At 72.8% G+C, this 24,705-nt stretch carries 23 protein-coding genes; 9 read left to right on the top strand and 14 right to left on the bottom strand.

Annotated features, from left to right (window positions below; translation table 11 throughout):
- Window positions 1–16: 16 nt before the first annotated feature.
- The 5 genes from proC to OG764_RS16315 form a co-directional block, all read right to left on the bottom strand.
- Window positions 17–826 (bottom strand): pyrroline-5-carboxylate reductase, encoded by an 810-nt coding sequence (proC, locus tag OG764_RS16295; RefSeq protein WP_328969136.1) that lies wholly within the window; start codon window positions 824–826, stop codon window positions 17–19.
- A gap of 183 nt (window positions 827–1,009) precedes the next feature.
- The gene (locus OG764_RS16300; protein ID WP_328969137.1) at window positions 1,010–1,747 is read right to left on the bottom strand and encodes an ABC transporter permease; all 738 of its coding nucleotides are present in this window, start codon (window positions 1,745–1,747) and stop codon (window positions 1,010–1,012) included.
- Entirely contained in the window at window positions 1,744–2,559 is an 816-nt protein-coding gene (locus tag OG764_RS16305) for an ABC transporter ATP-binding protein (RefSeq protein WP_328969138.1), read from the bottom strand. Before OG764_RS16305 ends, OG764_RS16300 begins: the two co-directional genes overlap by 4 nt.
- Before the next feature lie 73 nt (window positions 2,560–2,632).
- Window positions 2,633–4,120: an MFS transporter gene (locus OG764_RS16310; RefSeq protein ID WP_328969139.1), complete on the bottom strand. Its 1,488-nt coding sequence runs from the start codon at window positions 4,118–4,120 to the stop codon at window positions 2,633–2,635.
- A gap of 40 nt (window positions 4,121–4,160) precedes the next feature.
- A complete protein-coding gene (locus OG764_RS16315; RefSeq protein WP_328969140.1) occupies window positions 4,161–5,798 on the bottom strand; it encodes an FAD-dependent oxidoreductase in 1,638 nt (545 codons plus the stop codon).
- 260 nt (window positions 5,799–6,058) lie between these two features.
- Between OG764_RS16315 and OG764_RS16320 the strand changes: the two genes are divergently transcribed.
- The 7 genes from OG764_RS16320 (at window position 6,059) to OG764_RS16350 (ending at window position 11,412) form a co-directional block, all read left to right on the top strand.
- Window positions 6,059–7,177, top strand: a complete 1,119-nt coding sequence (locus OG764_RS16320; protein WP_328969141.1) for a SchA/CurD-like domain-containing protein — start codon at window positions 6,059–6,061, stop codon at window positions 7,175–7,177.
- A 106-nt stretch (window positions 7,178–7,283) separates the two neighbouring features.
- Window positions 7,284–7,718 (top strand): cupin domain-containing protein, encoded by a 435-nt coding sequence (locus tag OG764_RS16325; RefSeq protein ID WP_328969142.1) that lies wholly within the window; start codon window positions 7,284–7,286, stop codon window positions 7,716–7,718.
- Window positions 7,715–8,983, top strand: coding sequence for a beta-ketoacyl-[acyl-carrier-protein] synthase family protein (locus OG764_RS16330; RefSeq protein WP_328969143.1), 1,269 nt, complete (start codon window positions 7,715–7,717; stop codon window positions 8,981–8,983). Before OG764_RS16325 ends, OG764_RS16330 begins: the two co-directional genes overlap by 4 nt.
- Window positions 8,980–10,230, top strand: a complete 1,251-nt coding sequence (locus OG764_RS16335; RefSeq protein WP_328969144.1) for a ketosynthase chain-length factor — start codon at window positions 8,980–8,982, stop codon at window positions 10,228–10,230. Before OG764_RS16330 ends, OG764_RS16335 begins: the two co-directional genes overlap by 4 nt.
- 57 nt (window positions 10,231–10,287) lie before the next feature.
- Window positions 10,288–10,545, top strand: coding sequence for an acyl carrier protein (locus OG764_RS16340; protein ID WP_328969145.1), 258 nt, complete (start codon window positions 10,288–10,290; stop codon window positions 10,543–10,545).
- 1 nt (window position 10,546) lies between these two features.
- Window positions 10,547–11,026 carry an SRPBCC family protein gene (locus OG764_RS16345; protein WP_328969146.1) on the top strand — a complete coding sequence of 160 codons (480 nt, stop codon included), beginning with the start codon at window positions 10,547–10,549 and terminating at the stop codon, window positions 11,024–11,026.
- A gap of 53 nt (window positions 11,027–11,079) precedes the next feature.
- Window positions 11,080–11,412 carry a TcmI family type II polyketide cyclase gene (locus tag OG764_RS16350; protein WP_328969147.1) on the top strand — a complete coding sequence of 111 codons (333 nt, stop codon included), beginning with the start codon at window positions 11,080–11,082 and terminating at the stop codon, window positions 11,410–11,412.
- 81 nt (window positions 11,413–11,493) lie between these two features.
- On the opposite strand, the gene OG764_RS16355 is transcribed toward OG764_RS16350, so the two are convergent.
- The 4 genes from OG764_RS16355 to OG764_RS16370 all read right to left on the bottom strand — a co-directional run bounded on the left by OG764_RS16355 (window position 11,494) and on the right by OG764_RS16370 (window position 14,665).
- Window positions 11,494–12,552, bottom strand: coding sequence for a methyltransferase (locus tag OG764_RS16355; protein ID WP_328969148.1), 1,059 nt, complete (start codon window positions 12,550–12,552; stop codon window positions 11,494–11,496).
- Between the two features lie 35 nt (window positions 12,553–12,587).
- The gene (locus tag OG764_RS16360) at window positions 12,588–13,727 is read right to left on the bottom strand and encodes a right-handed parallel beta-helix repeat-containing protein (RefSeq protein WP_328969149.1); all 1,140 of its coding nucleotides are present in this window, start codon (window positions 13,725–13,727) and stop codon (window positions 12,588–12,590) included.
- Window positions 13,728–13,837: 110 nt separating this feature from the next.
- Complete coding sequence (locus OG764_RS16365) at window positions 13,838–14,353, bottom strand: hypothetical protein (RefSeq protein WP_328973036.1); 516 nt, start codon at window positions 14,351–14,353, stop codon at window positions 13,838–13,840.
- A gap of 24 nt (window positions 14,354–14,377) precedes the next feature.
- A complete protein-coding gene (locus OG764_RS16370; protein ID WP_328969150.1) occupies window positions 14,378–14,665 on the bottom strand; it encodes an SH3 domain-containing protein in 288 nt (95 codons plus the stop codon).
- A 99-nt stretch (window positions 14,666–14,764) separates the two neighbouring features.
- On the opposite strand from OG764_RS16370, the gene OG764_RS16375 reads away from it, so the two are divergent.
- Window positions 14,765–17,083: a protein kinase domain-containing protein gene (locus tag OG764_RS16375; RefSeq protein WP_328969151.1), complete on the top strand. Its 2,319-nt coding sequence runs from the start codon at window positions 14,765–14,767 to the stop codon at window positions 17,081–17,083.
- A 99-nt stretch (window positions 17,084–17,182) separates the two neighbouring features.
- Here OG764_RS16375 and ilvD read toward each other — a convergent pair whose 3' ends face one another.
- The 4 genes from ilvD to OG764_RS16395 all read right to left on the bottom strand — a co-directional run bounded on the left by ilvD (window position 17,183) and on the right by OG764_RS16395 (window position 21,692).
- Window positions 17,183–19,033: a dihydroxy-acid dehydratase gene (gene ilvD, locus OG764_RS16380; RefSeq protein WP_328969152.1), complete on the bottom strand. Its 1,851-nt coding sequence runs from the start codon at window positions 19,031–19,033 to the stop codon at window positions 17,183–17,185.
- Window positions 19,034–19,163: 130 nt separating this feature from the next.
- Window positions 19,164–19,814 carry a TetR/AcrR family transcriptional regulator gene (locus tag OG764_RS16385; protein ID WP_328969153.1) on the bottom strand — a complete coding sequence of 217 codons (651 nt, stop codon included), beginning with the start codon at window positions 19,812–19,814 and terminating at the stop codon, window positions 19,164–19,166.
- Window positions 19,811–20,644: a sugar phosphate isomerase/epimerase family protein gene (locus OG764_RS16390; RefSeq protein ID WP_328969154.1), complete on the bottom strand. Its 834-nt coding sequence runs from the start codon at window positions 20,642–20,644 to the stop codon at window positions 19,811–19,813. Before OG764_RS16390 ends, OG764_RS16385 begins: the two co-directional genes overlap by 4 nt.
- Window positions 20,645–20,765: 121 nt before the next feature.
- Window positions 20,766–21,692 (bottom strand): Ppx/GppA phosphatase family protein, encoded by a 927-nt coding sequence (locus tag OG764_RS16395; RefSeq protein ID WP_328969155.1) that lies wholly within the window; start codon window positions 21,690–21,692, stop codon window positions 20,766–20,768.
- 81 nt (window positions 21,693–21,773) lie between these two features.
- On the opposite strand from OG764_RS16395, the gene OG764_RS16400 reads away from it, so the two are divergent.
- Window positions 21,774–22,619: a hypothetical protein gene (locus OG764_RS16400; protein ID WP_328969156.1), complete on the top strand. Its 846-nt coding sequence runs from the start codon at window positions 21,774–21,776 to the stop codon at window positions 22,617–22,619.
- 164 nt (window positions 22,620–22,783) lie between these two features.
- On the opposite strand, the gene OG764_RS16405 is transcribed toward OG764_RS16400, so the two are convergent.
- Window positions 22,784–24,646 (bottom strand): BACON domain-containing protein, encoded by a 1,863-nt coding sequence (locus tag OG764_RS16405; RefSeq protein WP_328969157.1) that lies wholly within the window; start codon window positions 24,644–24,646, stop codon window positions 22,784–22,786.
- Between the last annotated feature and the right edge of the window lie 59 nt (window positions 24,647–24,705).

The following is a 24,705-nucleotide window of genomic DNA, read 5'->3' on the forward strand; positions in this document are numbered from 1 at the left end:
GGAGGGGAGAGGCGGCTCAGCTGTTGCCGGAGGCGAGTTCGCGGCTGCGGTCGCGGGCGGCTTCGAGGGCGGCGATCAGGGCCGCGCGGACGCCGTGCCGTTCCAGCTCGACGATCGCGTTGATGGTCGTACCGGCGGGGGACGTGACGGCCTCCCGGAGCTTGACGGGGTGCTCGCCGCTGTCGCGGAGCATCACGGCCGCGCCGATGGCGGCCTGCACGATCAGGTCGTGGGCCTGGGCGCGGGGCAGGCCGAGGAGGATGCCGGCGTCGGTCATGGCCTCGACGAGGAAGTAGAAGTAGGCGGGGCCCGAGCCGGAGAGCGCGGTGGCCGCGTCCTGCTGGGACTCGGGGACCCGGAGGGTCTTGCCGACTCCTCCGAAGATCTCCTCGGTGTGCGCGAGGTGCTCGGCCGTGGCGTGGCTGCCGGCGGAGATGACGGACATGGCCTCGTCGACGAGGGCGGGGGTGTTCGTCATGACGCGCACGACGGGCGTGCCCGGGGCGAGGCGCTCCTCGAAGAAGGCGGTGGGAATGCCCGCGGCGCCGCTGATGACGAGCCGGCCCGCGGGCACGTGCGGGGCGAGCTCCTCCAGGAGCTTGCCCATGTCCTGGGGCTTCACGGTGAGGATGAGGGTGTCGGCGCGCTTCGCGGCCTCGGCGTTGCTGACGGACTCGACGCCGTAACGCGTACGGAGCTCCTCGGCGCGCTCGGCGCGACGGGCGGTCACCAACAGCTTCCCGGCCGGCCAGCCGCCTCGGATCATCCCGCTGAGCAGGGCCTCGCCGATCTTGCCGGTGCCGAGGACTGCGACTGTCTGGGTCATACGGGCTCACCTCGCCGAGCGGTTCTTGCACACGTGCTGCGGATGCGGATGCGGATCCCGAGGCGGATTCCCGTGGGGGCTGCGCCGGGGGTACGTCGTCGTCCTCATCCTTGTCGTCCTCATCCTTGCACCCGGCCGGGGAACGGTGACGGGTTGTCCGGAGTGCGGGCGGGGCGGTTCGCGTTACGGGGTGCGGCGGCGGAGGGTGGCCGCGCCGAGGCACAGGACGAGCAGGGCGCACCCGGCGACGACGAGCGCGTCGCGGACGAAGTCGGCCGTCATGTCGGTGTGGGTGAGGACCTCGGTCATGCCGTCGACGGCGTAGGACATGGGAAGGACGTTCGAGATCGACTCGAGGACGGGTTGCATGGTGTCGCGGGCCGCGAACAGTCCGCACAGCAGCAGCTGGGGGAAGATCACCGCCGGCATGAACTGGACGGCCTGGAACTCGGAGGACGCGAACGCCGAGACGAACAGGCCGAGTGCGGTGCCGAGCAGCGCGTCGAGGAGCGCGACGAGCAGGAGCAGCCAGGGCGAGCCGATGACGTCGAGGCCGAGGAGCCAGAGGGCGGTGCCGGTGGCCAGCAGCGACTGGAGCACGGCGAGGGAGCCGAAGGCGACGGCGTAGCCGGCGATCAGGTCCCCTTTGCCGAGGGGCATGGCGAGGAGGCGTTCGAGGGTGCCGGAGGTGCGCTCGCGCAGGGTCGCGATGGACGTGATCAGGAACATCGTGATCAGCGGGAAGATGCCGAGGAGCGAGGCGCCGATGCTGTTGAAGGTCTGCGGGTCACCGTCGAAGACGTAGCGGAGCAGGACCAGCATCAGCACGGGGACCAGGAGCATCAGCGCGATCGAGCGCGGGTCGTGGCGCAGTTGGCGCAGCACGCGGGCGGCGGTGGCGAGGGTGCGGGCGAGGTTCATCGGGGCTCCCGGTCGGCGAAGGTGGTGGTCGTTTCCGGGGCTTCCGGGGTGGCGGCGGCCTGGTCGACGAGGTGGAGGAAGCCCTCTTCGACGGTTGCCGAGCCGGTGCGGGCGCGGAGCGCCTCCGGGGTGTCCGCGGCGAGGATGCGGCCTTCGCGCATGAGCAGGAGGTGGTGGCAGCGCTCTGCCTCGTCCATGACGTGGGAGGAGACGAGGAGGGTGGCGCCGCGGGTGGCGGTGATGTCGTGGAACAGGTTCCACAGGTCCCGGCGGAGTACGGGGTCCAGGCCGACGGTGGGTTCGTCGAGTACGAGGAGTTCCGGGGAGCCGAGCAGGGCGACGGCGAGCGAGACGCGGCTGCGCTGGCCGCCGGAGAGGTTGCCGGCGAGCGCGCCGGTGTGCGAGGCGAGGTCGACGTCGCGGATGGCCCGGTCGACGTCGGCGCGTCGGCGGTCGGCCGCTGCGCGGCCGGGGTCGAGGACGGCGGCGAAGTAGTCGAGGTTCTGGCGGACGGTGAGGTCGTCGTACACGGAGGGCGCCTGGGTGACGTACCCGATCCGGGACCGCGACGCGGGGGCGCCGGCGGGGCTGCCGAGCACGTCGAGCGTGCCGGCGACCTGGGCCTGCGTACCGACGATGGACCGCATGAGCGTGGACTTGCCGCAGCCGGACGGCCCGAGCAGCCCGGTGATCCGGCCGCGGGGCACGTCGAAGTCGATGCCGCGCAGGACGGTGCGGGGGCCGCGGGTGACGACGAGCGCGCGGGCGTGCACGGCGGGTGGCTGCGTCCCCGCCTCCACTTTATTCATCATGCGATGAATAATGCTCCTGCCACTGTCTCCCGTCAATCGTCGAGGCGCTTCTCTCTCGTCTGGAGCCGGGTCGTCAGGAGTCCCGGGGAGCCGGGGCCTTGCGAGGCGCGACCGGTTGCGGTGCCGGGGCCGGGTGCGGGTCGCGGATCAGCAGCAGCGCCATCGCTCCGGCGAGGATGCCGACCAGGCCGGCGACCAGGGTGGTGGTCGTGAGGGCGGAGGCGAAGGCCGCGCGCAGCGCGTGCACGGACAGCGTGTCCGCCAGTTCGCGGGCGCCGCCGCCGGCCAGGACGTGGGCCTGCTCCCCGGTGAGGGGCGGGGTCATGCGGCTGGTGAGGATGGTGCCGGCGACGGCGACGCCCACGGCGTAGCCGAGCTGGCGGAAGGTGCTGACGGCTCCGCCCGCCATGCCGGCGCGCTCCCGTGGGACGGAGTCGAGGGCGGCGCCGCCGAGGGCCGGCGAGACCAGCCCGGTGCCGATGCCCGCGAGCGCGAGGCCGGGCAGCAGCACGGTCCAGGAAGAGCCGGCGGAGACGAAGCCCTGGGCTGCGGTGCCGAGCCCGACGAGCACCAGTCCGAGGCCGATGACGAGACGGCGGCTGACCCCGCGCAGCAGACGGCCGCCGACCGCGGCGACCACGAAGGCCGTGGCGGCGAGCGGGAGGACCGCGAGGCCCGCCCGGGCCGGGCTGAGTCCGAGCACGGTCTGGAGCCAGATGGAGAGGTACGGGAGGACGGCGAACGCGGCGGCGTTGAAGGCGAAGGCCCCGGCCATGACGGCGACGAAGGCCGGCGTGCGGAAGAGCGACAGGTCCAGGAGGGGGTGGGCCGTACCGTTCTCCACGACGATGAAGGCGAGCAGGGCGAGGAGCGCGACGGCGAGCGTCGCCAGGGTGCGCGGAGCGGCCCAGCCGAGGGCGCCGGCACGTTCGGCGCCGTACGTCGCGGCCCCGGCGAAGAGGGCGAAGGTGGCGGTGCCCGCCCAGTCGATGCGAATGTCCTGCGGGGAGCGGGACTCGGGCACGGTGCGCCGGGTGAGCCAGATGCCGACGACGCTGAGCGGGATGTTCACGAAGAAGATCCACCGCCAGCCGGGGCCCTGGGTGAGCAGCCCGCCCAGGATCGGGCCGATGGCCGAGCCGGTCCCGCTGACGGCGCCCCACAGGCCCAGGGCGACCGCGCGGTCCTCGCCCCGGTAGACGGATCCGAGCAGCGGCAGGGTGGTGGCGAACATGGCGGCGGCGCCGACGCCCTGGACCATCCGGGCGCCGACCAGGAGGTCCGGCGACCAGGCCAGCCCGCAGGCCAGGGAGGCGGCGGCGAAGAGGGCGACGCCGAGGACGTGGACGCGACGCCGCCCGAACCGGTCGGCCGCGGTCCCGAAGCCGAGGACGAGGGCGGCGAGCGCCAGGGCGTAGCCGCCGATGACCCACTGCAGGTCGGAGAGGGAGGCGCCGAGCACGCGCGCCATGTCGGGCAGGGCCACGACGACGATCGTGACGTCGAGCAGCAGCATGAACGTCGACAGACAGACCGCCGTCACCGGTCCCCATTTGCGCATGTCCACTCCCTGTCCCGTCCCGTCCTGTCCGTCCCGGCGGTCAGGTGCGGTGCAGCAGTGCGGTCATGACGGTGTGGAGTTCGGCTTCCGGGTCGGTCGCGGCCGCTGCCGAGCGCCAGGCCACGAAGCCGTCGGGACGCACGAGGACCGCGCCGTCGGTCCTCGTGCCGTGGCGCGGCGCCCAGTCGTCGTCGCTGCCGGCCTCGGGGGTCAGGTCGGCGGCGGGCCCGGTGCCGATCGTGTGGGCGGCGAGGGGTGCACCGAGTCGTTCGGCGACCCGGCGGGCCGCGTCCTGCCACGGCGAGCCCTCGGAGCTGAGCAGTACGAAGGCCGTGTCGTAGAGGTCGAGGGTGGACACCCGTTCGCCGGACCTGCGCAGCCACATGTGCGGGGCCCGGGTGCCCGGATCGCCGGTCAGCTCCATCCGCTCGGGGACGACGGGCGCGTGCGGGTCGGTACCGACGACGGCACCGCGGTTGTAGCGGTAGCCCATGGCCACGGTGAGGACCCCGCCCTGGCGGCCGCCGCCGGCACCGGGAGCGGGGGCGTATCCGGGGTGGCTGTGCTCCACGGAACGGGCCGAGGCGCGCTCGCTGGTCGCCTGGGCCACCGGCAGCCGTTCGGCCTCGTACGTATCCAGCAGGCCGGGGCCGGCCGTGCCCGACAGCACGGCGGCGAGCTTCCAGGCGAGGTTGTGCGCGTCCTGGATACCGGTGTTGGAGCCGAACGCCCCGGTGGGCGACATCTCGTGGGCGGAGTCGCCGGCGAGGAAGACCCGGCCGGAGCCGTACCGCTCCGCGACGCGCTGCGCGGCGTGCCAGGGGGCCTTGCCGGTGATCTCGACGTCGAGGTCGGGTGCGCCGACGGCCCGGCGGATGTGTTCGGCGCAGCGTTCGTCGGTGAAGTCCTCCATGGTCTCGCCCCGGTCGGGGTTCCAGGGCGCGTGGAACACCCACTGCTCCCGGTTGTCGACGGGCAGCAGCGCCCCGTCCGCGCCGGGCTTGGTCAGGTAACAGACGATGAAGCGCCGGTCGCCGATCACCTGGGCGAGACCACGGGAGGTGAAGGTGATGCTGACGTTGTGGAACAGGTCGCCGGGCCCGTTCTGGCCGATGCGCAGCTGTTCGCGCACGGGGCTGCGCGGGCCGTCGGCGGCGACGAGGTAGTCGGCGCGCACGGTGCTGTGCTCGCCGGTCTCGCGGTCCTTGACCAGTGCCGTCACGCCGCTCTCGTCCTGGTCGAAGGAGAGCAGTTCGGTGGAGAAGCGCAGGTCGGCGCCGAGCGAGGGGGTGAGGTTCCGGAGCACCGGCTCGACGGCGTTCTGGCTGCACAGGCACCAGCCGCTCGGGCTGAAGCGGGCGAGGGCGCCGCCCGGGTCGATCTCCTTGAACAGCCATTCGGAGTCGTCCCCGGTGAGGGAGCCGCCCTGGAGGATGCCGTGGTTGTCGGCGAGGACGGCGGCGGCCTCCCGGATCTGCCGCTCGACGCCCGCGACGCGGAACAGCTCCATCGTCCGCACGTTGATGCCGCGGCCGCGCGGGTGCAGGGAGGTGCCCGCGTGCTTCTCCACCAGCATGTGCCGGATGCCGTGGCGGCCCAGGAACAGTGAGGTGCACAGGCCCACCAGGGAGCCCCCCACGATGAGGACCGGCACGCGGTGGTCGACGTTCTCGTTCATCAGTTGCTCCAGCTCCGGCCGCACGACGGGGACTGAACTTCCATGCCCGGTACGGTGGCCGTTTCCTCACGTTTTCACCCACTTGGTTCCTCTATGTCGCGCCAATCGCCCCATCGGACAAACATCGGTTCTGGAGTGCCGCCGGCGCGCAAGACAGCGCCGGACTCCGCGGTCCGTCCGTGGGTCACCCACGCGGATTCCACCGACGACTGACGGTGCGTCGCGGGACGTGGACAGCACCCGGTCGCGAAGGAGCGAAGATGACAACCCTGTCCGAACGAATATCGCAATCCGCCTTCGACGGCTCCCGGCTCAGGGTCGTCCTGCTGCTGGACCTCCACGAAGGCGCCCAGAAGCAGTTCCTGGAGGCGTACGAGCACCTGCGCAATCAGGTGGCCTCCGTACCCGGTCACATCAGCGACCAGCTCTGCCAGTCGATCGAGAACCCCTCCCAGTGGCTGATCACCAGCGAATGGGAGAGCGCACCGCCGTTCCTGGCCTGGGTCAACAGCGAGGAACACGTGCAGACGGTCCAGCCGCTGCACGGCTGCGTCCGCGACACCCGTTCGCTGCGCTTCAGCGTCCTGCGCGAGACGCACATGCCCCACGAGGGGTTCCCCGAGGGCAAGGGCAACCTGCAGGCGGCTCCGCGGATCGGCGACGGCGTGGTCCGCCACGCGCTGACCTTCACGGTCAAGCCCGGCAGCGAGAAGAAGGTCGCCAAGCTCCTGGCCGGCTACACCTCTCCGTCCGCCCGGGTGGACGAGACCACCCGGCTGCGCCGCACCTCCCTCTTCATGCACGGCAACCGCGTGGTCCGCGCCATCGAGGTCGAGGGCGACCTGCTGGCGGCACTGCGGCACGTGGCGCGGCAACCCGAGGTCCGGGCCCTCGAAGAGGCCGTCAACCCGTATCTCGAGCAGGACCGCGATCTCAGCGACCCGAACTCGGCGCGGGTGTTCTTCACCCGGGCGGCGCTGCCGGCCGTCCACCACCTGGCCGCCGATGGCAGCGATGACACGGACGTCGAGCGCCACGGACTGTTCTACCCGGCCAAGGAAGGCTGCGGCATGGCCCTGGCCCGGCTGCTGGCCCGCCAGGACGAGGCGGCGGCCGACGACCCGACGAGCCCCGTCGTCAGCAGCACCATCTTCCAGCGGGACGACATCGTCGTGCGCCTCCTCGACGTGCGGGGCCCCGTCGACTCGCGGCCCGCACTGGCCCTGGGCATCGAGGGCCCCCGCAAGGCGGCCGTGCTCGGCCGCCTGCTCGACACCGCGCAGGTCGAGGCCCCCACCACGGACCGCGATATCGCGCGGTTCCTCACGCAGGCGCGGATGAGCCTGCTCACCGACCGGCACGCGCCGGACGGCGCCTGACCCCACCCCCGGCGCCCCGCATTCCCCGACAGCCCGCACGCGGCGCCGTCGCGTGCGGCGGCGGCACCCACTCCCCCTTCTGCACACACCACTGGAGCACGCAGACATGACCACGCACAGCCATCTCATCGTGGATCTCAGTGACGTCCAGCCCAACCGCAGGCGCGGAGGCGACCTGCGGGCGATGCTCACACCGACCGCCGTCGGTGCCACCAGCGGTTTCATGGGGCTGGCGCTGATTCAGCCCGGTGAGAGCATCGCCGAGCACTACCACCCGTACTCCGAGGAGTTCGTGTACGTGGTGCAGGGTCTGCTGGAAGTGGACCTGGACGGGGAGCCGCACGCGCTGCGGCCCGACCAGGGGCTGCTGATCCCGATCGACGTGCGGCACCGGTTCCGCAACGTCGGGAAGAGCGAGGCCAGGATGGTCTTCCACCTCGGCCCGCTGGCACCCCGCCCGGAACTGGGGCACGTCGACACCGAGCACGTCGAAGGCGTCGAGCAGGGCCGGCCGCCCGAACGGGCCGGGGTGGTTTCGTGACCCGCCGGGTCGCGGTCACCGGTCTCGGCGTCGTCGCCCCCGGAGGCGTGGGGGTACCCGCGTTCTGGGACCTCCTGTCGAACGGCCGCACCGCGACGCGGGCCATCACCTTCTTCGACGCGGAGGGGTTCCGCTCGCGCATCGCCGCCGAAGTCGACTTCGATCCGTTGGCACTCGGCCTCGACGCGGAGCAGATCGCCCGCTCGGACCGGTACGTGCAGTTCGCCCTCGTGGCCGCCCGCGAAGCAGTGCGGGACGCCGGTCTCGACCCCGAGAAGGAGGACCCCTGGCGCATCGGGGTCTCCCTGGGCACCGCGGTCGGCGGCACCACGCGGCTGGAACACGACTACGTCGGTGTCAGCAGCAAGGGAGCCCGCTGGGACGTGGACCACCGGCGGGCGGACCCGCACCTGCACCGGGCGTTCTCCCCGAGCTCCCTGGCCTCCGCTGTGGCCGAGGAGATCGGCGCGCACGGGCCGGTGCAGACCGTGTCGACCGGATGCACGTCCGGGCTGGACGCGGTCGGGTACGCCTTCCACGCCATCGAGGAGGGCAGGGTCGACGTCTGCATAGCCGGCGCGTCGGACTCGCCGATCTCCCCCATCACCGTGGCCTGCTTCGACGCGATCAAGGCGACGTCTCCCAACAACGACGACCCGGCCCACGCCTCGCGGCCGTTCGACGCCAACCGGGACGGGTTCGTGATGGGCGAGGGCGGGGCCGTCCTCGTCCTGGAGGAGCTCGAACACGCCAAGGCCCGCGGTGCGACCGTGCATTGCGAGATCCGCGGGTACGCCACCTTCGGCAACGCGTACCACATGACCGGGCTGACCCCCGAGGGCCTGGAGATGGCCAAGGCCATCGACACCGCCCTCGCCCACACCCGGATCGCCGGCTCGGCCGTCGACTACGTCAACGCGCACGGTTCCGGCACCAAACAGAACGACCGGCACGAGACCGCGGCGGTCAAACGCTCCCTGGGCGCACACGCCTACAAGGTCCCCATGAGCTCCATCAAATCCATGGTGGGCCACTCCCTGGGCGCCATCGGCGCGATCGAGCTCGTGGCCTGCACCCTGGCTCTCACGCACCAGGTGGCGCCGCCCACGGCGAACTACGAGACGCCGGACCCCGAGTGCGACCTGGACTACGTGCCGCGCACGGCCCGGCCCCTGAAACTGCGGACCGTCCTGTCGGTCGGCAGCGGCTTCGGCGGCTTCCAGTCGGCGGTCGTCATGACCCGTCCCGGTGGGAGGACCTCATGAGTTCCGGCACGGACCGGCGGACGGTGGTCACCGGCCTGGGCGTCGTAGCCCCCAACGGCATCGGCGCCGAGGTCTTCTGGAAGGCGACGGTGGAAGGCATCGCCGTCCTCGACCGGGTGACGCGCGAGGGGTGCGAGCACCTGCCCCTCCGGGTGGCGGGCGAAGTGCGCGACTTCGACCCCGCGGAACTGATCGAAGAGCGCTACCTCGTCCAGACCGACCGGTTCACGCACTACGCGATGGTCGCCGCCGACCTCGCCATGGACGACGCCCGGCTCGGCCGCGCCGACTACGAGGACTCCCCCTACGCGGTGGGCGTCGTCACGGCGGCCGGTTCCGGTGGAGGCGAATTCGGCCAGCGCGAGCTCCAGCGGCTGTGGGGGCAGGGCCCCCGCTTCGTCGGGCCGTACCAGTCGATCGCCTGGTTCTACGCGGCGAGCACCGGCCAGATCTCCATCCGCGCCGGGCTCAAGGGCCCCTGCGGGGTCGTCGCCAGCGACGAGGCCGGCGGCCTGGACGCCTTCGCCCACGCCGCCCGGGCCGTCCGGCTGGGCACCGATGCGGTCGTGGTCGGTGCCGCGGAGGCTCCGCTCGCGCCCTACTCGATGGTCTGCCAGCTGGGATACGAGGATCTGAGCACGAGCGGGGACCCGGACCGGGCCTACCGCCCGTTCACCTCCGAGGCCTGTGGTTTCGTGCCCGCCGAAGGGGGTGCCGTCCTGGTCGTCGAGGAAGAGGGAGCGGCTCGCCGCCGCGGGGCATCCGTCCGTGCGACGGTCGCGGGTCACGCCGCGACCTTCACCGGGCCCGCACGCTGGGAGCGGTCGCGGGAAGGCCTGGCCCACGCGATCCGCGGCGCCCTGCGGGAGGCCGACTGCGCACCCGAGGACGTCGACGTGGTCTTCGCCGACGCCATGGGGACGCCGGAGGCCGACCGCGCCGAGGCACTGGCCCTCACCGACGCGCTCGGCGACCACGGCCGGCGGGTGCCGGTGACGGCCCCGAAGTCAGGCATCGGAAGGGCGTACTGCGGTGCGCCCGTGTTGGACGCGGCCACCGCGGTACTGGCCATGGAACACGGCCTGATCCCCCCCACGCCGAACGTCTTCGACGTCTGTCACGACATCGACCTCGTGACCGGACGGGCGCGTCCCGCCGACGTCCGGACGGCCCTGGTGCTGAGTCGCGGGCTGATGGGCTCGAACTCGGCGCTGGTACTGCGGCGCGCCACCGACCACCCCTCGTGACCACTGTGAGGAACGCAGCCGAAGCACCGTGAGGAACGCAGCCAAGGAGAAGTCATCATGACCGATCACCTGAGCATCGAAGAGCTGGCCACCCTGATGAAGTCGGGAGCCGGCGTCACGGTCGACGCCGTCGACATGGCGAGCCGCCCCGACACCCCGTTCGACGAGTGGGGCCTGGACTCGCTGGGACTGCTCGGCATCGTGGGCGAGCTGGAGAACCGCAGCGGCCGGCCGCTGCCGACCGACGCGGACAAGTGCAAGACGCCGAGGGAGTTCCTCGACCTCGTCAACGCCACCCTGAAGACTGGAGTCTGAGGTGCCCGGACACACCGAGAACGAGATCGTCATCGCCGCCCCCCTGGACCTCGTCTGGGACGTCACCAACGACATCGAGAACTGGCCGCGGCTGTTCAGCGAGTACGCGTCGGTCGAGGTCCTCGAACGGGAGGGCAACCGGACGGCGTTCCGCCTCACCATGCACCCCGACGAGAACGGCAAGGTCTGGAGCTGGGTCTCGGAGCGGGTCACCGACCGCAAGGCGCTCACGGTCCGCGCCCGCCGCATCGAACCCGGCCCGTTCCAGCACATGGACATCCTGTGGGAGTACTCCGAGGTGCCGGGCGGCGTCCTGATGCACTGGACGCAGGACTTCGCGATGCGGCCCGACGCGCCGGTCGACGACGACTGGATGACCGCGAACATCAACCGCAACTCGCGCGTCCAGATGGAACTCATCCGGGACCGGATCGAGCAGCGCGACCCGGAGCGCCGAACGGCCTCGGTCACGGCCACCTGACATCCGCCGCCACGGTCCGCCGTCCCCGGCGGACCGAGAAGGGATCCGCACCGATGCACCAAGCTCTGATCGTCGCCCGCATGGCACCGGACTCGGCGCCGCACATCGCGGAGCTGTTCGCCGCCTCGGACTCCGGCGAACTGCCCGGCCTGGTGGGAGTCACCAGGCGCACGCTGTTCCAGTTCGGTGACGTCTACCTGCACCTGATCGAGGGCGACCGGCCCCCCGGCCCCGCGATCGCGAAGGTGAAGGATCACGAGTCGTTCCAGGACATCAGCCGCCGGCTCACGTCGTTCGTCAGTCCGTACGACCCCGAGACCTGGCGCGACCCGAAGGACGCGATGGCCCACGCCTTCTACCGGTGGCAGCGCGACGCGACCCCCTGACGCACCGCAGGACCGCCCGACCGCCCCGCCCCGACCCGACGACGACGCCGGGCCGGGGCGCGGGGCTGCGGAGCCCGCGGGTTATGCGGGCACGGTGGACTCGAACGCGTGCAGGTACGGGTTGACCGGCCGGACCTCGCCCACGACCAGCCCGGCCTCGGCCATCCGGTCGACCAGGCTCTGCTTGGTGTGCTTCGCGCCGCCGACGTTGAGCAGCAGCAACAGGTCCATGGCGGTGGTGAACTTCATCGACGGGGTGTCGTCGACGAGGTTCTCGATGACGACGACCCGGGCGCCGGGGCGGGCCGCCTCGATGACGTTCCGCAGGGTCCTGCGGGTGCTGTCGTCGTCCCACTCCAGGATGTTCTTGATGATGTAGAGATCGGCCTCGACCGGGATGCCGTCGCGGCAGTCGCCGGGGAGGATCTCGGCACGCGGCGCGAGCGATCCGCCCTCCCGCAGCCGCGGATCCGCCCGCTCCACCACGCCGGGCAGGTCGAGCAGCACGCCCCGTACCGTCGGGTGTTTCTCCAGCAGGCTCGCCAGTACGTGCCCCTGGCCGCCGCCGATGTCCGCGACCACGGACACCCCGGTGAGGTCGAGGAGCCCGGCGACGTCGAGGGCCGACTGCACGCTGGAGGTGGTCATGGCCTGGTTGAAGACGTGGGCCGACTCGTGCGCGTCCTGGTGGAGGTAGTCGAAGAAGCCCTTGCCGAAGAGGTCGTGGAACACGCTCCCGCCGGAGCGCACCGCGTCGTCGAGCTTCGGCCAGGCCTGCCAGGTCCAGGGCTCCGTGCACCACAGGGTGATGTAGCGCAGGCTGTGCGGGTCGTCCTCGCGCAGCAGCCGGGACATCTCGGTGTGGACGAACTTCCCGTCCTGCGTCTCCGCGAAGACGCCGTAGCAGGACAGGGCGCGCATCAGCCGGTGCAGGGGTTTGGGCTCGCAGGTCAGCGCCGTGGCGAGTTCGGCGGCGGTGGCGGGCGTCTCGCCGAGCGCGTCCGCGACGCCGAGGCGGGCCGCGGCCCGTACCGCCGCGGCGCAGGCGGCTCCGAAGACGAGCTCGCGCAGCCGCATGGCCGGCAGGGGGGTGTGCTGGGGGGCGGGGACCGGGGTGGGGGTGGGACTTACCGTGGTCATGGGGCCTCGATTCTGCTGATCAGGGGGGCCACTCGTCAGCACATCCCGGCCGGTACGGAGGTATCGCACCGGTTGTCGACGAACTGGTTGCCGGTTCCGGTCCCCTGGTTGGCGAGGTCCGCCGGCTTGTTGTCCCTCACCACGTTGTCCTGGATGACGTTGTCGGTGTTCGTCGCGCCCACGAAGCTCTTGAACAGCAGGATTCCGCCCGACAGCGGGGAGGAGCCGACGTTGTCGCGGATGGAGTTCCGCCGCACGAGCGTCTCCTCCGCGCCGGTGAGGACGATGCCGACGCCCTGGATGTCGGGGAGACGGCTGTTGCCCTTGCAGAACTTGTTGTTCTTGTGGATCCGGTTGTCGCGGATGGTCATGTCTCCGGCGCCGGGCTCGCCCTCGTCCCCGACGACGAAGATGCCGCCGCAGTTGCCGGTGACGTCGTTGGTGTGCACCGCGAGGTTCCTGACCCGCCGGACGGTGACTCCGATCCGGTTGCCCGTCAGCGTGTTCTTCCGGACCACTGTGCCCCGGGTGTCGGTGGCGCCGCCCTCACGGTCGACGGTGTTGGCGATGAACAGGCCCGACTCGACGTTGTCGCGGGCGACGTTGTCACTGAAGAGGCCGCGGGTGGACCTCTCCTGGGCGATGCCCCAGACGCCGTTCTTCGCGGCGGTCACCCGCTGGACGCTGAGCCGGTCGGTGTAGGAGGCCCAGATGCCGTTGCGCTTGAAGCCCGAGACCTTCAGCGACCGGATGTCCACGCCGACGAGGGGATGCTCGGCCGTTCCCATGACGCAGATGCCGCTGTCGGCCTGCGAGCAGGCGATCGCCCGTCCGGAGGCGGCCGGCGTCCCGGAGGCGGCCGGCGTCCCGGAGGCGGCCGGGGCCGCGGGCGCGACCGGGGTGCCCGGCGCGGCAGCCGTGGCCGGAGGCCTGATCACCGTCTTGGTGCCCTGGCCCCGCAGGCTCAGTCTCTTGGTGATCAGCACGTTCTCGTAGTAGGTGCCGGGCAGCACGATGATGATGTCGCCCGGCCTGGCGGCGTCCACCGCGGCCTGGATCGAGTGCCCGGGGCGCACCGTGTGTCGGGCCCGAGCGGGGGACGGCGCGGCTGCACCGGTGCCCGCGGCCACGACGACTGCCGTGCAGGCGAGGCACATAAGCTGGCGTTTCGTCATATTTGTGAAGTTATGGTCGATCACCGGCGGTCGCCACACGGGGTAGCCAGATGGATACCCCACGGCGCGACACGCCGACGGACGCTGTGCCGTCCGGGTGGAGGGGCGACCTACTTCTTGCGCTTCGGCTGCCGGGCGGCCGGGTTGCCGGTGCGGGTGGAGCGGCGGCGGTGGAATTGGGTGGTGGCCGCTTCGTATTCGGCGCGGTGGAGTTTCTCGCCCGGGGCCTCGAAGAGGGAACGGATGAAATAGGCCGCGAGGACACCGATGAAACCGATGGCCTTGAGGCCCTTGAGCGAGGACTCGTCCGCGGCGGACGAAAGGCGGCGGCCGAAGCCCTCCCAGGTCTTGGTGAAGGCGATCGCGCTGCAGATCGCGAACATCAGGACGACGGTGAGCGACACGAAGCCGCCCACGTTTCCGATCTCAAGGCCTTCGTACGCGAACTTCAGGACGAAGGCCGAGGCCACGGCGGCGGCCAGCGAGCCGGCGGCGAAGCCGACGCGGCGCAGTGCGTAGCCGCCGTCGTGGTTCAGCCACGTCGTGCCGAAGAAGCGGATCGGCTCCGGCTGCGGTCCGGCCGGCAGGCCGGTCGAGGTGTTCGGGTCATCGCTCACATCAGCGATTATCCCCCGGTCGCGCCCCCGGCCTCAGGAGCAGCGGGGCGCCACGTAGCCGTCACGGCCCGTGTTCACGTACGCGTCGGCGACGAACTGGCCGTTCGCGATGTTGTCCCAGATGTTGCTGGTGCCGTACGGGCCGCTGACCGTGGTGCCGGTGCACTGGCAGTAGATCGGCACGTACGCGTCGTACGGCAGGACCTTCACGATCGAATAGCTGGTGCCCGGTCCGCTGCGGACGTTCACGCGGTAGCCCGGTGCGACCGGATAGCGCGTGGCAATTGCTTCAGTGGCCATCTGCGGCTGCCCCTCCCCCATTGCTCTCCCCCAATGCTTCACCGTGCGTCACTCGCGCAGGTTAGCAAGGGTCGACTAGGCTCGATGGGCGCGTCGGCGACAAGCACACGGGGGGTGGGCATGCCGCGCCCAGCAGATTCAGCGCAGTCGGCCCATCCGGAATACGCCGGGCAGTACCGGCTGGAATCCGTCCTGGGTTCCGGCGGCATGGGGGTCGTGCAACTGGCCACGTCCGCGTCCGGGCTGCGGCTCGCCGTCAAGGTGGTGCACGCGGAGTTCGCGGCGGATCCCGAGTTCAGAGCGCGGTTCCGGCAGGAGGTCGCGGCCGCCCGCCGGGTCTCCGGCGCCTTCACCGCGGCCGTCGTCGACGCCGACCCGGACTCCGAACGGCCGTGGATGGCGACGCTGTTCGTGGAGGGGCCCACGCTCGCCGAGCAGGTGAAGCGGAAGCCGTTGGACACGGTGGAGCTGAGCCGGCTGGGCGCGGGGCTCGCCGAGGCGCTGCGCGACATCCACCGCGCCGGGGTGGTGCACCGGGACCTGAAGCCGAGCAATGTGCTGATGGCGGCGGACGGCCCGAAGGTCATCGACTTCGGCATATCGCGTCCGTACGACAGTGATCTGCGCACCGAGACGGGGAAGTTGATCGGGACGCCGCCGTTCATGGCGCCGGAGCAGTTCCAGCGGCCGCGGGAGGTGGGGCCCGAGGCGGACGTGTTCGCGATGGGCGCGGTGCTCGTGCACGCCGCCACCGGGCGCGGCCCCTTCGACTCGGACAGCCCGTACCTGGTGGCCTATCAGGTCGTGCACCACGAACCGGATCTGACGGGGGTTCCCGCAGCGCTGGCGCCGCTGATCGCGCGCTGCCTGGAGAAGGACCCGAAGGACCGGCCGACGACGGACGCGCTGCTCGCGGCGCTGCGGTCGGCCGCGTATCCGACGTCGGAGGACACCCGGGCGTTCATACCCGCCCCGCGGCAGCCGCGGACGGACGAGGTCTCCACGCACCGGCGGGCGCGGATCCACACGGCGTCGGCGGAGCCGCTAGGGGCGGAGGAGCCGGCGAAGCGGGAGGGGTCGGCGCAGCCGGAGGGGTCGGTTCGCCGACGGGTCCGGGCGTGGTCGGGGCGGTCGCGGTGGCCGGCCGTCGTGGGCGCCGGGGTGCTGCTCGCGGGTGCGGGGGTGGCCGCGTACGTCTTCGGCGGTGCGGGCGGTGCGGACCGTACGGATGACCGGCCGGGGAGTCGGCCGGTGGGCGGGGTCGCGGCGGCGCCGGGCGTGCTCGCGCCCTGGTCGGTACGGCTGGGGCAAGGCGGCGGGATGCCGGTGTGCTCGGCCGCCGGGGACGGGGCGCTGTACTGCAAGGGGCCGGGCGTCGGGGCGGCCCGGCTGGCGCAGGCGGACGGGTCGGTGCGCTGGTCGGTGAAGGCGGCCGACGGCGGGACCCGGGTGTCGGAGGACCGGGCTCCGGTGCCGGCCGGCGGGCTGGTGCACACGGTCGCGGCGGACGGGCGCCGGCTGGAGGCACGGGATCCGGATACCGGCGCGGTGCGGTGGTCCGAGCGACTGCCGGTGTCGGCGTCGCTGGTGCACGCGGGCGCGGGCCGGGCGACGGTGCTGGTGAGCGCCCCGGACGGGCAGGTCACCGCGCTGGACTCGGCGACCGGCCGCCGACTGTGGTCGAAGCGGGTGGGCGGGGTCGGAGCGGCGCTGGTGGCGGGGGCGGACGCGGGTGCCACTTCTGGTGCGGGTGCGGCTTCCCGTGCCGGTGCCGGTGCCGGTGCTGGTGCGGCCTCGGGTGACGGTGCCGGTGCCGGGCGCGGCCTGGTGTTCGTGGCGACGCCGACTGCGGACGGGGCTTCGACCTCCGTGGTGGCGGTGGTGGCGGAGAGCGGTGTGGTGCGGTGGCGGCTGCGCGTGGACGGGCAGTTGGCTCCGGCGGGGAGTACGGCGGGGGCCTTGTTCCTGTTGCGCAGCGACCGGTTCTCGCTCACGGACGCCGTGGTGCGGATCGACCTGGCCACGCGGTCGGTGCGGCGGCTGGTGCTGGGGTCGCCGGTGGACCAGGCGCAGGCGGCGGTGGGCGCGGACGGGACCGTGTACCTGATCGGCTTCGCGGGCGGGCTGACCGCCGTGCAGACGGCGGACGCGTCGAAGCCGGCGGAGCGGTGGCGGCTGGAGACGCTGGTGTCGCGGGTGTCGCGGCCGGCTCCGGCCGGGGACCGGGTGTACCTGTCGGCGGCGGACGGCAGGGTGCTGGCGGTGCACGCGGGTACGGGGCGGCTGCTGGGTCAGACGGAGCCGCGGCGGGGCGGGGATACGGGTTTGCTTGCGCCTACGCTGCCTGCGCCGTTGCCGGTGGCCGGGGGGCGGGTGTTCGCGAGCGCGCCCGACGGGTCGGTGTTCGCGGCCGACGGGCGTGATCCCGCCGCCTGGTAGCGGCGGGACGCGGCGCACCTTGCGGGTCCGTTTCCCCCACCGGCCCCGGTCCTCAAGCGCCGGGCGGGCGGGAGGTTCCGGGGTCGGGGGAGCCGGGCGTCAGCCCAGTTGGGAGACGTCGCGGACGGCGCCCTTGTCGGCGCTGGTTGCCATCGCGGCGTAGGCGCGCAGGGCGGCCGAGACGGTGCGGACGCGGTCCTTCGGGGCGTACACGCCGCCGAGGGCTTCGCGGCGGGCGGCCAGGGTCGCGTCGTCGACGAGCAGCTCGATGCTGCGGTGGGGGATGTCGATGCGGATGCGGTCGCCGTCCTCGACGAGGGCGATCGTGCCGCCCGAGGCGGCCTCCGGGGAGGCGTGGCCGATGGAGAGGCCGGAGGTGCCGCCGGAGAAGCGGCCGTCGGTCACCAGGGCGCAGGTCTTGCCGAGGCCGCGGCCCTTGAGGAAGGAGGTGGGGTAGAGCATCTCCTGCATGCCGGGGCCGCCCTTGGGGCCCTCGTAGCGGATGACGACCACGTCGCCGGCCTTGATCTGCTTGGTGAGGATCTTGTCGACGGCCTCGTCCTGGGATTCGCAGACGACGGCCGGGCCTTCGAAGGTCCAGATGGACTCGTCGACGCCGGCGGTCTTGACGACGCAGCCGTCCTCGGCGATGTTGCCGCGCAGCACGGCGAGGCCGCCGTCCTTGGAGTAGGCGTGCGCGACGGAGCGGATGCAGCCGCCCTCGGCGTCGAGGTCGAGGGTGTCCCAGCGCTCGGACTGGGAGAACGCGGTCGCGGAGCGCTTGCAGCCGGGGGCCGCGTGCCACAGCTCCATGGCTTCGGCGGTGGCGGTGCCGGAGCGGGCGTCCCACTTCGCCAGCCAGTCGTCCAGGCCGTCGGAGTGGACCGAGGTGACGTCCTTGTTGAGGAGGCCGCCGCGGTGGAGTTCGCCGAGGATCGCGGGGATGCCGCCGGCGCGGTGGATGTCCTCCATGTAGTACGTGCCGCCGGGCGCGACGTTCGGGGCGACCTTGGCGAGGCAGGGGACGCGGCGCGAGACCTCGTCGATGTCCTTGAGGTCGTAGTCCAGGCCGGCTTCCTGGGCGGCGGCCAGGAGGTGGAGGATCGTGTTGGTGGAGCCGCCCATGGCGATGTCGAGGGCCATGGCGTTCTCGAAGGCCTGGCGGGAGGCGATGCTGCGGGGCAGGACGGACTCGTCGCCGCCCTCGTAGTAGCGCTTGGTGATCTCCACGACCGTGCGGCCGGCGTCCTCGTACAGGGCGCGGCGGGCGGTGTGGGTGGCGAGGACGGAGCCGTTGCCGGGCAGGGCCAGGCCGATGGCCTCGGCGAGGCAGTTCATCGAGTTGGCGGTGAACATGCCGGAACAGGAGCCGCAGGTCGGGCAGGCGTTCTCCTCGATGCGGAGGATGTCCTCGTCCGAGATGTTCTCGTTGACGGCGTCGACGATGGCGTTGACGAGGTCGAGCTTGCGGACGGTGCCGTCGACGAGGGTGGCCTGGCCGGCTTCCATCGGGCCGCCGGAGACGAAGACCACGGGGATGTTCAGGCGCATCGCGGCCATGAGCATGCCGGGGGTGATCTTGTCGCAGTTGGAGATGCAGATCAGGGCGTCGGCGCAGTGTGCTTCGACCATGTACTCGACGCTGTCCGCGATGAGGTCGCGGGAGGGCAGCGAGTACAGCATGCCGGCGTGGCCCATGGCGATGCCGTCGTCGACGGCGATGGTGTTGAACTCGCGCGGGATGGCGCCGGCGGCGCGGATGGCGTCGGAGACGATGCGGCCGACGGGTGCCAGGTGGGTGTGGCCGGGGACGAACTCGGTGAAGGAGTTGGCGACCGCGATGATCGGCTTGCCGATGTCCTCGCTCGCTACGCCCGAGGCGCGCATAAGGGCGCGCGCGCCCGCCATGTTGCGGCCGTGGGTGACGGTGCGGGACCGGAGCTCGGGCATCGGGTTCACTCCCCAGGAGACACGGATCTGACGTTTACGAGCCTACGCCTCGGCTCCAAGATCTGGACAGCATGTCCGCATCGCGGGACGCGGGGCTCAGTACTCGGTCAGGTCCGGGCACCGGGGCGCGTCAGGCCTCGGTGAGGTAGCGCTGCAGGGTGGGGGCGACCATCGCCACGATGTCCTCGGGGTCCGCGGAGGCGAGCGGCTCGACCTGGAGGACGTACCGCAGGATCGCGATGCCGACCATGTGCGAGGCGGCGAGCTCGGCCCGGAAGGTGGGGTCCGGTACGTCGAGGTCGGCGGCGACCCGCTCCAGCAGCCGGCGGAGCACCAGGCGGCGCAGCACCTTCGCGGCGGCCTCGTGGGTGAGGGCGGAGCGGATGACGGCGAGCAGCGGGGCCCGGGTGGCGGGGTTCTCCCAGACGCCGAGGAAGTAGCGGGCGAGGCGTTCGCCGATGCCGTCGGGGCCCTGGCCGAGGAGGGCGGGCACGAGCAGGGCGGGCTCGATGCTGATCTCGACGGCGGCCTCGAAGACCTCTTCCTTGGTCCCGAAGTAGTGGTGGACGAGGGCCGGGTCGACGCCGGCGGCCTTGGCGATGCCGCGGACGGAGGTCTTGTCGTAGCCGCGTTCGGCGAATTCGTCGCGGGCGGCGAGGCGGATGCGCTCCTGGAGGCCGCCGGGGGCGTCGTCGGCCTCGGCGCGGGAGGGGCGGCCGCGGCCGCGGCGGGGGCGGGTCGCGCCCGAGCCGGCGTCGGGGGCGGGGTCGGGCCCGGTCACGGGCGGTGCACGCGCGGGGTGCGGAGTTCGGTGGCGAGGTGTTCGCGGGTGAAGGCGAGGGCCTCGGCGAGGTCCGCTTCGCGTTCGGCCGCGGACATCGCCCGGCGGGTGTTGACCTCGATGACCACGTGTCCGTCGAAGCCGCCGAGGGCCAGCCGGTGCAGCAGCTCGGCGCAGGGCTGGGTGCCGCGGCCGGGGACGAGGTGCTCGTCCTTGGCGGAGCCGTTGCCGTCGGCGAGGTGGACGTGGGCGAGCCGGTCGCCCATCCGGTCGATCATCGCGGTGGCGTCGGCGCGGGCGGTCGCGGTGTGCGAGAGGTCGACCGTGAAGTGCCGGTAGTCGTCCTTGGTGACGTCCCATTCGGGTGCGTAGGCGAGGACCTCGCGGTCGCGGTAGCGCCACGGGTACATGTTCTCGACCGCGAACCGTACGTCCGTCTCGTCGGCCATCCGCCAGATGCCCTGCACGAAGTCGCGCGCGTACTGGCGCTGCCAGCGGAACGGCGGGTGCACCACCACGGTGGACGCGCCGAGCTTCTCGGCCGCGGCCTGTGCGCGCTGCAGCTTGGTCCACGGGTCGGTGGACCATACCCGCTGGGTGATGAGCAGGCAGGGCGCGTGGATGGCCAGGATCGGGACCCGGTGGTAGTCGCTGAGGCGGCGCAGGGCCTCGATGTCCTGGCTGACGGGGTCCGTCCAGACCATGACCTCGACGCCGTCGTAGCCCAGGCGCGCGGCGATCTCGAAGGCCGTCGCCGTCGACTCCGGATAGACCGAGGCCGTGGAGAGCGCGACCTTCGCACCGGGGATGCGCACCACTGGATCTGCCACGGAGACAGGGTACGGGGCGGCGCGGGAGGGGGTGCGCGGGACCACCGCGCTCCGGGGGCCGGCCCCTCCCCGCGGCCGCCGGCCCCCACCCCCGCGGGCGCCGGCCCCTCCCCGGGTGCGGTTACGGAAGGTGGTCGAGGCGGCGCAGGATGATGCCCTCGCGCAGCGCCCAGGGACAGATCTCCAGCTCGTCGACGCGGAAGAGGTCCATGGCGGCCTCGGCGACGAGCGCCCCGGCGAGTAGCTGCCCGGCCCGGCCCTCGGAAACGCCGGGCAGCGAGGCCCGTTCCTCGACGGTCATGGCGGCCAGCCGCGGCACCCACTCCTCCAGCGACTTGTGGGTGAGCCCGCGCTGGATGTAGAGGCCCTCGGTCGAGCGCGCGGCGCCCGCGATCCGGGCGAGCTGCTTGAAGGTCTTGGAGGTGGCCACGACGTGGTCCGGCGCCCCGAAGCGGGCGAACTCGCGGACCGTCCGCGCGATCTGTGCCCGCGCGTGCCGGCGCAGCGCCCGTACGTCGGCGGGGTCCGCGGGGTCGCCGGGCAGCCAGCCCGCGGTCAGCCGGCCCGCGCCCAGCGGCAGCGAGACCGCGGCGTCGGGCTCCTCGTCGATGCCGAAGGCGACCTCCAGGGAGCCGCCGCCGATGTCGAGGACGAGGAGCTTGCCCGCGGACCAGCCGAACCAGCGGCGGACGGCGAGGAAGGTCAGCCGGGCCTCCTCGGCGCCGCTGAGGACCTGGAGGTCGATGCCGGTCTCCTCGCGGACCCGGGCGAGTACCTCGTCGGCGTTGCCGGCCTCGCGCACGGCGGAGGTCGCGAAGGCCAGCACGGCCTCGCAGCCCTTGTCCTCGGCCGCCTGGGCGGCGCCGGCGATCACACCGACGAGTGTGTCTATGCCCTCGGCTCCTATGGCGCCGTCCGCGTCCAGCAGTTCGGCCAGGCGCAGTTCCGCCTTGTGGGAGTGCGCGGGCAGCGGCCGCGCACCCGGGTGCGCATCCACCACCAGCAGATGAACCGTGTTCGAACCCACATCAAGGACACCGAGTCTCATGGACGGAACGCTACTGCGACTCGGCCGCAACGCCGCCACTCGGCGGGTATGGAACGGGTAAGGCCCGCTTAGGCTTGTGTTGTGCCAAATACGAAGAAGGCCAAGCAGACGAAATCGGCCAAGGCCGCCGCCAAGGGCTCCAAGGCGGGGAAGAAGCGGCCGGTGGGCGACGAGGTGGGGATCGACTTCGCGCGCGCGTGGGTGGAGTTTCCCGACCCGGCGGACGACGAGCAGGTCTTCCGCTGCGACCTGACCTGGCTGACCTCGCGCTGGACCTGCATCTTCGGCAGCGGCTGCCAGGGCATCCAGGCCGGCCGGGCCTCGGACGGCTGCTGCACGCTGGGCGCGCACTTCTCCGACGAGGACGACGAGAAGCGGGTCGCGGAGCACGTGGCGCGGCTCACGCCCGACCTGTGGCAGTTCCACGACGTGGGCACGGCCACCGGCTGGGTGCAGAAGGACGAGGACGGCGAGCGGCAGACCCGCCGCTGGGAGGGCTCGTGCATCTTCCAGAACCGTCCCGGTTTCGCGGGCGGCGCGGGCTGCTCGCTGCACATCCTGGCGCTGCGGGAGGACCGTGAGCCGCTGGAGACGAAGCCGGACGTGTGCTGGCAGCTGCCGATCCGCCGTACGTACGACTGGATCGACCGGCCTGACGACACGCGGGTGCTCCAGGTCTCGATCGGCGAGTACGACCGGCGCGGCTGGGGGCCGGGCGGCCACGAGCTGCACTGGTGGTGCACGTCGGCGACGTCGGCGCACGGCGCGGGCGACCCGGTGTACGTGTCGTACCGGGCCGAGCTGACCGAGCTGATGGGCAAGGAGGCCTACGGGAAGCTGGTCGAGCTGTGCGAGCAGCGGCTGGCGTCGCTGCTGCCGATGGCTCCGCACCCGGCCGACCCGGTGGTGCCGGTCGAGAAGGTCTGAGACGAGGTCGGAGACCCGGACGGGACGGGACGGGACGGGCCTGGTCGGGCCTGTCCCGCCTACGCCGTGACGTGGGTACGCCCTGCCCTGCGCGCCCCCGGTCTCCGTACGCGCCTTGCCTGCGCGACGCGGTCTCCGTACGCCCTGCCCCTCGTACGTCCGGGTCAGCCGGTGGGTGGGGAGGCTTCGGAGGGGCCCGGGCCGCCGGGCTCGCCGGGCGACGCCGTCGCCTCGGTCGCCGAGGGGCTCGGGGTGGGCGTCGGGGTCGGAGTGGGGGTGGGTTCCGGGGTCGGAGTGGGGGTCGGCGTCGGGGTCGGGGTGGGTGTGGGCGTCGGGCGGGGCGTGCCGGAGCCGCCGGGCTGGGTGGGCCAGGGGTTGCCACGGCCCTCGACCGAGATCACCGCACCGCCGGGGTCGACCCCGATGCGGGCGCTCCAGTAGCCCGCCGGCTCGCCGTGGCGGTCGACCGTGATCCGTACGATGAACGTTTCGCCTGGCTCCAGGACGCCCGAGCTGCGGCTCGCCCAGAGCCACGGCGCGTCCGACCAGAGCTGCCAGGCCACGGCCGAGCCGCCGGTCGCCTTGAGGGTGACCAGGGTGGTGCCGCCGTTGGAGACCGCGCCGACGGTGAGCCGGCCGGGGCCCTGGCTGCTGCCGGGGGTTGCGGGTTCGGCGGGCGCGCCGGGACTGATCACTTCGACGTGGACGTCCGGGCCCTGGCCGCCGGCGGTGAAGCGGGAGCCGGGGCGGGGCCGGGCGTTGCCCGCGTTCTCGTAGACCTCGTACGGGCCGCCGGCCGCGCGGGTGTGGCGGTCGTCGTCGCTCACCGACACCCCGATGGCGCCCGGCGCGCCCTCGCCGGTGGCGGGGGCGCCGCGGTAGGCGGCCCACAGGGCGAGGACGGGGGCGGCGACGACGGTCGCGACCACGGTGGTGGTGACGGCGCGCGCCCGGAGCCGGTCGCGGCGGGCGGCGCGGTCCTTGGGGTCCATGGGGAAGCCCCTGCGGTCGAAGCGCGGGCCGGCGCCGCGGGCCCGGGGGATGCGCAGGCGGGCCAGGTGCACGGCCGAGCGGGGGGCCGCGACGAGCGGCAGGGTCACCGTGCCGATGCCGCCGGAGCCGGGCCAGGGGCTGCCGATGCCGACGCGCTCGGCGGCGCGGCGGCAGCGCGGGCAGTCGTCGACGTGCCGGACGAGTTCGGCGCGCAGGGCGCTGGAGAGCAGGACCTGGCTGTCGCCGGTGAGCCGGGAGACGTGCGGACAGTTCCCGGTTTCGACGACGGCGAGGGCGGCGCGGGTGCGCTCGACCTCGCAGGCGGCGCCGGCGAGGAGTTCGCGGGCGGCGGCCGGAGCCATGCCGAGGACGGCGGCGACCTCGGTGACGGGGAGGCAGTGGCGGACCGCGAGTTCGAGGGCCTCGCGCTGCTCGGGGGTGGTGCCGGCGGCCTCCGGCCAGGCGAGCCGGGCCAGCTCCGTCTGCCGGATCCCGGCCCCGGCGGCGGGGTCGGGGCCGGCGGCGGGGTCGGCTCCGGCGGCGGAGTCGGCTCCGGCGGCGGAGTCGGCTCCGGCGGCCGGGTCGCCGCCCGGTCCCGCTCCGCTGGCGGGCCCGTGCCCAGGGCCGTGCCCGGCACCCGCTCCCCCGGGCGCATGGGCGCCCAGAGGCGCGCGGTCGTGCTCCCGGGCGCGCTCCGGCGCACGCCGGGCGGTATGCGCCCCCGGCCGGGTCCGGCGCTGCTCGGTGAGCTGCCGCAGGCACGCCCAGCGGGCCAGCGCGTACAGCCAGGCCCGGCGGCCGCCCGGGTCCCCGGGGCACCGTCCGGCCTGCCGTTCCGCCACCGCGAGCACGTCGGCGAGCACCTCGGTGGCCGTGTCGTGGTCGCACAGGACCGACAGGCAGTACGTGAAGAGGCCGTCCAGATACGGCTCGTGGCGGACGGACGGCGGTTGTTCCTTGCCGCCGGGCGCACGCCCGTGCGCCCGGTGTGCGCCGGTGCTCGGCGCGGGCTGCCCCTGGCTGCTGCTTGTCACTCCGTGACCGTAGGGGCCGCGCAAGCGACGCCCCGGAAGCCTTGAGGGGTTTTAATCCT

Origin of the sequence: Streptomyces sp. NBC_00239, from assembly GCF_036194065.1 — a bacterium.
Lineage (GTDB): Bacteria > Actinomycetota > Actinomycetes > Streptomycetales > Streptomycetaceae > Streptomyces.

Bases quoted from the DNA above. Each gene is read 5' to 3' on its own strand.
- proC (WP_328969136.1), bottom strand. From the start codon at position 826: ATGACCCAGACAGTCGCAGTCCTCGGCACCGGCAAGATCGGCGAGGCC.
- OG764_RS16300 (WP_328969137.1), bottom strand. From the start codon at position 1,747: ATGAACCTCGCCCGCACCCTCGCCACCGCCGCCCGCGTGCTGCGCCAA.
- OG764_RS16305 (WP_328969138.1), bottom strand. From the start codon at position 2,559: ATGATGAATAAAGTGGAGGCGGGGACGCAGCCACCCGCCGTGCACGCC.
- OG764_RS16310 (WP_328969139.1), bottom strand. From the start codon at position 4,120: ATGCGCAAATGGGGACCGGTGACGGCGGTCTGTCTGTCGACGTTCATG.
- OG764_RS16315 (WP_328969140.1), bottom strand. From the start codon at position 5,798: ATGAACGAGAACGTCGACCACCGCGTGCCGGTCCTCATCGTGGGGGGC.
- OG764_RS16320 (WP_328969141.1), top strand. From the start codon at position 6,059: ATGACAACCCTGTCCGAACGAATATCGCAATCCGCCTTCGACGGCTCC.
- OG764_RS16325 (WP_328969142.1), top strand. From the start codon at position 7,284: ATGACCACGCACAGCCATCTCATCGTGGATCTCAGTGACGTCCAGCCC.
- OG764_RS16335 (WP_328969144.1), top strand. From the start codon at position 8,980: ATGAGTTCCGGCACGGACCGGCGGACGGTGGTCACCGGCCTGGGCGTC.
- OG764_RS16340 (WP_328969145.1), top strand. From the start codon at position 10,288: ATGACCGATCACCTGAGCATCGAAGAGCTGGCCACCCTGATGAAGTCG.
- OG764_RS16350 (WP_328969147.1), top strand. From the start codon at position 11,080: ATGCACCAAGCTCTGATCGTCGCCCGCATGGCACCGGACTCGGCGCCG.
- OG764_RS16355 (WP_328969148.1), bottom strand. From the start codon at position 12,552: ATGACCACGGTAAGTCCCACCCCCACCCCGGTCCCCGCCCCCCAGCAC.
- OG764_RS16360 (WP_328969149.1), bottom strand. From the start codon at position 13,727: ATGACGAAACGCCAGCTTATGTGCCTCGCCTGCACGGCAGTCGTCGTG.
- OG764_RS16370 (WP_328969150.1), bottom strand. From the start codon at position 14,665: ATGGGGGAGGGGCAGCCGCAGATGGCCACTGAAGCAATTGCCACGCGC.
- OG764_RS16375 (WP_328969151.1), top strand. From the start codon at position 14,765: ATGCCGCGCCCAGCAGATTCAGCGCAGTCGGCCCATCCGGAATACGCC.
- ilvD (WP_328969152.1), bottom strand. From the start codon at position 19,033: ATGCCCGAGCTCCGGTCCCGCACCGTCACCCACGGCCGCAACATGGCG.
- OG764_RS16395 (WP_328969155.1), bottom strand. From the start codon at position 21,692: ATGAGACTCGGTGTCCTTGATGTGGGTTCGAACACGGTTCATCTGCTG.